Genomic DNA, 7,792 nt, shown 5'->3' with positions numbered 1-7,792 from the left:
GGCCCTCAAAAGAGGGGCGGACGGCCGGGGAGCGGGAAGGGTGATCAGCCGGTGCCGGGTTCCGTGCCGGCCGGCGGGTCGGCCGGGTCGGCGGGGGACAAGCCCTTCGCCGCCTCGTCCGCCGCGGCGCGGATGGCACGCCAGGCGGACTCGGCCGCCTGCTGCTCGGCTTCCTTCTTGCTGCGGCCGGTGCCGGTGCCGTACGAGACACCACCGACGCGAGCGGCAGCAGTGAACGTCTTCTCGTGATCCGGACCGGTCTCGGTGACCAGGTACTCCGGCACGCCGAGACCTTCGGTGGCGGTCAGTTCCTGGAGGCTGGTCTTCCAGTCCAGGCCCGCGCCCAGGCCGGCCGACTTCTCGATGAGCGGGTCGAACAGCCGGTGGACGAGTTCGCCCGCCGCCTCCAGACCCTTGTCCAGATAGACCGCGCCGATCACCGCTTCCAGGGTGTCGGCGAGGATGGACGCCTTGTTCCGGCCGCCCGTGCCCTCTTCGCCCCGGCCGAGGCGGATGAAGGCACCGAGGTCGAGCCCGCGGCCCACCTCGGCGAGCGCGCGCGAGTTGACCACCGCGGCCCGCAGTTTGGCCAGCTGGCCTTCCGGCAGGTCGGGGTGGGTGCGGTACAGCGTGTCCGTGACCACCAGGCCGAGCACGGAGTCCCCGAGGAACTCCAGCCGCTCGTTGGTGGGCAGACCGCCGTTCTCGTACGCGTACGAACGGTGCGTCAGCGCACGCACCAGAAGGGCGGACTCGAGGCTGTACCCGAGCCGCCCTTCCAGAAGCGCGTGGGACGAGGCTGTGTCCGCCGGTTCACCCCGCTTGCGGGGCGTCGCATTGGCGTCTGACATGGAGCCTGTCACCAGCCGCTCAGACCTCGAGGACCTGGCGCTTGTTGTAGGTGCCACAGCTGGGGCACGCGATGTGCTGCTGCTTCGGCTCGCGGCAACGCTCGCACGCCACCAGGGTGGGGACCGCAGCCTTCCACTGCGACCGGCGGTGGCGCGTGTTGCTGCGCGACATCTTCCGCTTCGGAACAGCCACGGCTACTTCTCCTGCTTCTCGTCGACGCCCGCTTCGGCGCCGCCCATGTTGTCCTTCTCGCCGTCCTTGGCGGTCCCGGCGAGTCCCTGCAATGCCGCCCAACGGATGTCGACGGCGTCGTGGTGGTGGTCCGGGTCGTCCGCGAGCCGCTCTCCGCAATCGGAGCACAGGCCCGGGCAGTCTTCCCGGCACACCGGCTGCATCGGCAGTGCGAGCACCACCGCGTCACGCAGCACGGGTTCGAGGTCGAACAGGTCGTCCTCGACGAAGAAGGTGTCCTCCTCGTCCTCGGCGTCGTCGCCGGATTCCGCGGGGCGGGTCCGGGCGTCGGCGTCGGGGTAGGCGAACAGCTCCTGGAAGTCCGCTTCGAGCTCACGCTCCAGCGGCTCCAGACACCTTACGCACTCCCCCTGGACGGACGCACGGGCGGTGCCGGTGACCAGCACCCCGTCCATGACCGATTCCAGGCGGAGGGTGAGTTCCACCGGCGCACCCTGAGACACCCCGATGACCTCGTTGCCGAGGTCCGCGGGGGCCTCGACGGAGCGGGAGAGCCGCTGGAGCGCGCCGGGACGACGGCCCAGTTCGCGCGTGTCGAACACGAGCGGCGAGCGATGGTCGAGGCGGGCGTTGATGGCTTCCTGCTTTCTACGCTGTGGTACGCGCCACCCGGTGGCCGGATCGGCACATGGGCAGCACAGATCGCGAACGTACACGCGACCGAAGGGCCAGAATACTGGACGTTCCCCGATGGGCCCAATCCGCTACTGGCGCCCCTCCCCGTACCGGCGCGACGGGTCCGGTTCGAACACGTTCATGTCGGACGAGCCGGCGTCGTCGAGCGCCGACGGCCGGGACGCCTGGAACCACCCGTCCGCCGGTGCCGCCTGGTGCCCGTGGCCCTGCTCGGGGGAGGCGTAGCCCGCGTCCGGGGCGTCGGCGTAGCCCGGGTGGGCCTGCCCGTCCTGCGTCGGTTGCGGGCCGTGCTGGGGCTGCTGCCAGGCGTAGCCGTACGGGTCCTGCTGCGGCGGGTAGCCGGGCTGCTGGTAGCCGTACGGGTCCTGGTAGCCGCCCTGCGGCTGGGGCGGCACGCCGGGCTGCGCCTGGGACTGGGGGGGCAGCGCTTGCGGCTGCGGCGGGGTGTCCGGCTGCTCCTGGGGCCGCCGGGGCGCGGCGAGGCCCGCGAGGTATTCCTCGTCGCCGGTGTGCGGGGACCGGGGGTCCCCTCCCTCCTCGGCGGCCAGGTACGCGCCGAGCTCGTCCGCGGGCCGTGCGCCCTGGAGCTTGAGGCGGCCCCGCCCGACCGCTTCCAGGGTCTTGTTCAGGACGGCCTCGAAGGCGCCGAACTTGGCCTCCACGTACGCGTCGGCCCGCTGCCTGAGGGCCGCCGGGTCGGTGGTGGGCTCGGGGGCGTCGGCGTCCTCCATGCCGTGCTCGTCCAGGCCGGGGCCGCGGCCGAGCAGCTTCTCGCGGCCCTGGTCCACCGCGTTGATGGTCTTGGTGAGGACGACCTCGAAGTTGGCGAGCTTGGTGTCGACGTAGTCGTCGGCCTCGGCGCGGATCTCCGCGGCCTCGCGGCGCGCCTCGGCCCGGATGCGCTCGGCCTCGTCCTGGGAGTGGCGGACCACCTCCATGTCGGAGGTCAGCGAGTCGCGGTGGGCGCGCGCGGACTCGACGATCCGCTCGGCCTCGGCGCGCGCCTCCCGGACCACCCGCTCCCGGTCGCCGAGCAGCTCCCGCGCCTGGGCCAGGGTCCCGGGCAGCTCCGTGCGCAGCTCCTCCAGCAGGGCGAGCAGTTCGGCGCGGTTGACCACGCAGGAGGCCGACAGGGGCACGGACCGGGCGCTGCCGACGACCTTGAGGATCTCGTCGAGCTTCTTGTGCACGTCCACCTTGGGCTCGCCACTCTCTGGAGGGATGTACGACAGAACGGTGACGACTGTACGGCCACCGATGCCGCGCCGGGCGGGTTCTGAGGACCGTTCAGGGTGTGAAGGCGTGCGGCGGCGCGGTTCCTGAGGGTGGGTCGGACGGGCGCGTGCGCGGTGGGGGCGGGCGGAGTGGCGTACGCGGTGGGGGCGGGCCGATGGTGACGACGCGCCATACGGAGGCGGAGGTCCGTGGAGATGGGGCGTAAGCAGGGCGGGGACCCGGGGCTGTGCGGCGTGCGCGGAGCAGGGCCGCCGGGGCACGGGCGCGCGTGCGCGATCGTTTCTTCGGCGCCCTGCCCGGCCGCGCCCGATGACTGCCGCGCCCTGCCCGGCCGTCTTCCAGGGCTGCCGCGCCCCGCCCGACCGCCCGCGGGGGTTACTTCTCCCGCAGGCGCTTCGTCAGGGCGTCCAGCACGAAGGGCGGGACCAGGTGGGCGACGTCGCCGCCCCAGGCCGCGACCTCCTTGACCAGGCTGGACGACAGGAAGCTGTACGTGGGGTTGGTGGGGATGAAGAGGGTCTCCACCCCGGAGAGGCCGTTGTTCATCTGGGCCATCTGGAGCTCGTAGTCGAAGTCGCTGACCGCGCGCAGGCCCTTGACGATGGCGGGGATGTCCCGCTGCTTGCAGAAGTCGACGAGCAGGCCGTGGAAGGACTCGACCTCGACGTTGCCGTACTCGGCGGTGGCCTGGCGGATCAGCTCGATCCGCTCCTCGACCGCGAACAGCCCCTTCTTGGACTGATTGATCATCACGGCGACGTGGACCACGTCGTAGAGCTTGGAGGCTCGGGCGATGATGTCCAGATGCCCGTTGGTGATGGGATCGAACGATCCCGGACAGACGGCACGGCGCACTTGCGGCTCCTCGCTCTCCGACCCGGTCATGACACGTTTTCCGACGATGCGACATCGCACGTCGAAGCGGCGCGACCGTACCAAAGTGTCCCCTCGCCATAACGACGGGCCCGGATCGGGGTGAATCCGTCCGGCCACGGGAACGCGCCCCCTCTGGTGCTCCTCTCCACGGTGACGAGTGCGTCGGCGGTGAGCCACCCTTGATCGCGGAGTGTGAGGAGGATCTCGCGGAGATCGTCGTTCGTGACGGCGTACGGAGGGTCCAGGAAAACCACGTCGTACGGCTCGCCCGGAGGCGGGCCGGCGATGACCTGGGCGGCCTTGCCCGCCCGGACGTCGGCGCCGGGCAGTCCGACCACGCGGACGTTCTCCCGGATGGTGCGGACCGCGCGGGCGTCGGCCTCCACCAGCAGGACGTGCTCGGCGCCCCGGGACAGGGCCTCCAGCCCGACCGCGCCGGAACCGCCGTACAGGTCCAGCACCCGGGCCCCGGTCAGCGGGCCATCCAGGGACTCCCAGGTGGAGAACAGGCCCTCCCGTGCCCGGTCGGAGGTGGGGCGGGTGCCGCTGCCCGGCGGCACGGCCAGGCGCCGGCCGCCGGCGATGCCGGCGATCACGCGGGTCATGGGAGGGGCGTCCTTACGTGGTGTGCTGCCGCGTGGTCGCGCGGTGCGGTGGTCGGCGGGACCGGGCGCGGCCCCACTCCCCCACGATATGGCGTGCGGAACGGGTCAGCCGTCGGTGGCCTCCTCCCCGCCGCCCACCAGCGCGGCCGAGGCGTAGCGCGACCAGGACAGGCAGCCGTCGGGCGGGCAGTACTCCGGGCGGCGCGGGTCGTGGCCGAGCTCCCGCAGTTTCGTCCGCACCGAATCCGGGGTGCGGCCGAAGCGGGCGGCGATGCGGGCGATCGTGACGCCCTCGTGGAAGCGGCGGACGAGGTCCTCCTCGTGCTGGGGCACCCAGGGGGCGCCGTGCCCGGGGAACAGCTCGCGCAGCACGTCGCGGTCGGGGATGGGCTCGGCGACGTCGGCGACCAGGGCCAGCGCGCGCAGGGCGCGGTTGAGCGCGATGCGCAGCGGCGGCACCTCGGTCAGCGGCAGGGTCAGGGCTCCGGAGGCGAGGAGGGTCTCCGGGGCGTCCTCGTGCCAGCCGGTGAGGGTGAGCGTGACGGTGGAGTCGTCCTCGCTGACGAGCTCGATCCGGAAGACCTTGTCGCCCAGCGGGAGTTCGTTCAGGTGCCTGAAAGCCATGAAAGCAGCCCCCCAGGGTGCGTACGGCCGGCCGCCCGCGGACCGGCTCGCCCTGTCTTCGATTGTCCTCGGAGGGTCTGACAGCGGGGGGCGTCCGGGGCGGCGGGCGGTGGGCCGGTGACCCGGCGGGTCCGTGGCATGCGGGGCCCGTGGCCCGGCGGATCTGTGCATCCGTGGCCGGGCGGTCCGTGCGTCTCTGGCCTGGCGGACCTGTGCACCCATGGCCCGGCGGTCCGTGCGCCCATGGCGGGCGGCCCCGTGGCCCGGCCCGCGTTTCCGTTCAGCCCTTGTCCAGGTACTGCTCCCGTTCCTCGTCCAGCAGGGCCTGGAGGGCGGTGCGCAGCTCGGGGAAGCGCTCCAGCTCCGGATCGGCCGTGACCACCGCCACCGCCTCCTCCCGGGCCGCCGCGATGATCTCCTCGTCCTCGATGACGGCGAGCATCCGCAGCGAGGAGCGGACGCCGGACTGCGCCTGCCCGAGGACATCGCCCTCGCGCCGCTGCTCCAGATCGATGCGGGACAGCTCGAAGCCGTCCAGCGTGCCGGCCACCGCGGCGAGCCGGGCGCGTGCCGGGCTGCCCTCCGGCATGTCGGTGACCAGCAGGCACAGGCCCGCCGCCGAGCCGCGGCCGACCCGGCCCCGGAGCTGGTGGAGCTGCGAGACGCCGAAGCGGTCGGCGTCCATGATCACCATGGCGGTGGCGTTCGGGACGTTCACGCCGACCTCGATGACGGTCGTCGCCACCAGCACCTGGAGCTCGCCGGCCGCGAACCGGCGCATCACCTCGTCCTTGTCGTCGGGGTGCATCCGGCCGTGCAGCACCGCCACCTTGAGGCCCGCCAGCGGACCGTCGGCGAGCCGCTGGGCGACCTCCAGCACGGCCAGCGGCGGACGCTTCTCGCCACCGCCCTCGGCTCCCTCGTCGCCGTCCTGCCCGGCGCCGACCTCCTCGGGCGCGGAGGCCGCGCCGCCGGACTTCTTACGGCTCCCCGCGGGGGCCTCGTCCTCGTCGCCGATCCGCGGGCAGACCACGTACGCCTGGTGGCCGGCGGCCACCTCCTCCCGCACCCGCTCCCAGGCGCGCTCCAGGAAGCGCGGCTTCTCCTGGGCGGGCACGACGTGGCTGGCGATCGGCGAACGGCCCGCCGGGAGCTGGTCCAGCACGGAGGTCTCCAGGTCGCCGAAGACGGTCATGGCGACCGTGCGCGGGATCGGCGTGGCGGTCATGACCAGGAGGTGCGGCGGCTGTTCGGCCTTGCCGCGCAGGGCGTCGCGCTGCTCGACGCCGAAGCGGTGCTGCTCGTCGACCACGACCAGGCCCAGGTCGTGGAAGCGCACCTTGTCCTCGATCAGCGCGTGGGTGCCGATGACGATCCCGGCCTCTCCCGTGACGAGGTCGAGCAGCGCCTGGCGGCGCGCGGCGGCGCCCATGGAGCCCGTCAGCAGCACCACTTTGGTGCCGTGCTCGGACCCGCCGAGCATCCCGCCCTCGGCGAGCTCGCCCATCATCTCCGTGATGGAGCGGTGGTGCTGCTGGGCCAGGACCTCGGTCGGCGCCAGCATCGCCGCCTGTCCCCCGGCGTCCACGACGCCGAGCATCGCGCGCAGCGCCACCATCGTCTTGCCGGAACCCACCTCGCCCTGAAGGAGGCGGTGCATGGGGTGGTCGGTGGCCAGGTCGTCGAAGATCTCCTGGCTGACCTTGCGCTGCCCCTCGGTGAGGGTGAAGGGCAGCTTGGCGTCGAAGGCGTCGAGCAGCCCGCCCTTCACCAACGGGCGGGGAACGGCGGCGAGTTGGGTGTCGGCGAGGCGGCGGCGGGCCAGCGCCACCTGGAGGACGAACGCCTCGTCCCACTTCAGCCGCGCCCGGGCGGCGGCGACCTCGGCCTTGTTGCGCGGGCGGTGGACGCGCGTCAGGGCCTCGGGGAGCGGGAGCAGATCGCGGCCCTCGCGCAGGGAGGGCGGCAGCGGGTCCAGGGCCTCTTGCGCGCTGGGCAGGACGGCGTCCACCGCCTTGGCGATCTTCCAGGAGGCCATCTGCTGGCAGGCCGGATAGATGGGCATCAGCCGGCCGGCGAAGGCGTCCACGGCGTCGGTGTCGTCGGACGCGTCCTTGTCGAGCAGCTCGTACTCGGGGTGGGCGAGCTGGAGCTTGCGGTTGAAGACGGACACCTTGCCCGCGAACATCGCGCGGCGGCCCGGGACCAGGTCCTTGTGCGGCTTGTGGATGCCCTTGCCGAAGAAAACGAGCTGGAGGCGCCCGCTGCCGTCCGTGAGCGTCACCTCCAGCCGCTGGCCCCGGCCGTTGTTGAACCGCAGCACGCGGGCGTCCGCGACCCGGGCGACGACCGTGACGTGCTCGTCCAGCGGCAGGTCGGACAGCCGGGTCAGCTCGCCGCGCTCGGCGTAGCGGCGCGGGTAGTGGTGCAGCAGGTCGCCGACCGTGTGCAGGCCGAGGTGCTCGGCCATCACCTTCGCGGTGGTGCCACCGAGGATCTTCTTCAGGGGTTCATCGAGCGCGGACACGTCGTCCATTGCACACCACGCCACCGACAATCGCGGCCGGTCCCGCCTCGTACCGGGGAGAAATCAGGGATGTCGGGGGAGGCGTCGGGGGCTCGTCAGGGACATCGATCCGCTCCACTCCGCTCCACTCCGATCCGCTCCGATCCGCTCCGATCCGCTCCGATCCGGTCCGGTCCGCTCTGAT

The 7,792-nt window shown here is 72.6% G+C and carries 8 protein-coding genes; all 8 read right to left on the bottom strand.

Annotation, left to right across the window (positions count from 1 at the left end):
- Window positions 1-44: 44 nt before the first annotated feature.
- The 8 genes from rnc to recG all read right to left on the bottom strand — a co-directional run bounded on the left by rnc (window position 45) and on the right by recG (window position 7,617).
- The gene (gene rnc, locus ABZX96_RS34420; protein ID WP_355552274.1) at window positions 45-851 is read right to left on the bottom strand and encodes a ribonuclease III; all 807 of its coding nucleotides are present in this window, start codon (window positions 849-851) and stop codon (window positions 45-47) included.
- 19 nt (window positions 852-870) lie between these two features.
- Complete coding sequence (gene rpmF, locus ABZX96_RS34415) at window positions 871-1,044, bottom strand: 50S ribosomal protein L32 (protein WP_355552271.1); 174 nt, start codon at window positions 1,042-1,044, stop codon at window positions 871-873.
- A gap of 2 nt (window positions 1,045-1,046) precedes the next feature.
- Entirely contained in the window at window positions 1,047-1,679 is a 633-nt protein-coding gene (locus ABZX96_RS34410) for a DUF177 domain-containing protein (RefSeq protein WP_355552286.1), read from the bottom strand.
- Window positions 1,680-1,808: 129 nt separating this feature from the next.
- Window positions 1,809-2,936 (bottom strand): cell division initiation protein, encoded by a 1,128-nt coding sequence (locus tag ABZX96_RS34405; RefSeq protein WP_355552268.1) that lies wholly within the window; start codon window positions 2,934-2,936, stop codon window positions 1,809-1,811.
- Window positions 2,937-3,351: 415 nt separating this feature from the next.
- Entirely contained in the window at window positions 3,352-3,831 is a 480-nt protein-coding gene (gene coaD, locus ABZX96_RS34400; RefSeq protein WP_355552283.1) for a pantetheine-phosphate adenylyltransferase, read from the bottom strand.
- Window positions 3,832-3,857: 26 nt separating this feature from the next.
- Window positions 3,858-4,457 (bottom strand): 16S rRNA (guanine(966)-N(2))-methyltransferase RsmD, encoded by a 600-nt coding sequence (gene rsmD / locus ABZX96_RS34395; protein ID WP_355552265.1) that lies wholly within the window; start codon window positions 4,455-4,457, stop codon window positions 3,858-3,860.
- 105 nt (window positions 4,458-4,562) lie between these two features.
- On the bottom strand, window positions 4,563-5,081 hold the full coding sequence (locus ABZX96_RS34390) for a hypothetical protein (protein WP_355552262.1): 519 nt from the start codon (window positions 5,079-5,081) through the stop codon (window positions 4,563-4,565).
- Window positions 5,082-5,361: 280 nt separating this feature from the next.
- The gene (gene recG, locus ABZX96_RS34385) at window positions 5,362-7,617 is read right to left on the bottom strand and encodes an ATP-dependent DNA helicase RecG (protein ID WP_355552259.1); all 2,256 of its coding nucleotides are present in this window, start codon (window positions 7,615-7,617) and stop codon (window positions 5,362-5,364) included.
- Window positions 7,618-7,792: the final 175 nt, after the last annotated feature.

It is taken from the genome of Streptomyces sp. NPDC003077, assembly GCF_040611095.1.
In the GTDB taxonomy this organism is placed as follows: domain Bacteria; phylum Actinomycetota; class Actinomycetes; order Streptomycetales; family Streptomycetaceae; genus Streptomyces.
The sequence above is the reverse complement of the archived record's forward strand: the minus strand, read 5'-3'. Positions and strand labels throughout refer to the sequence as shown.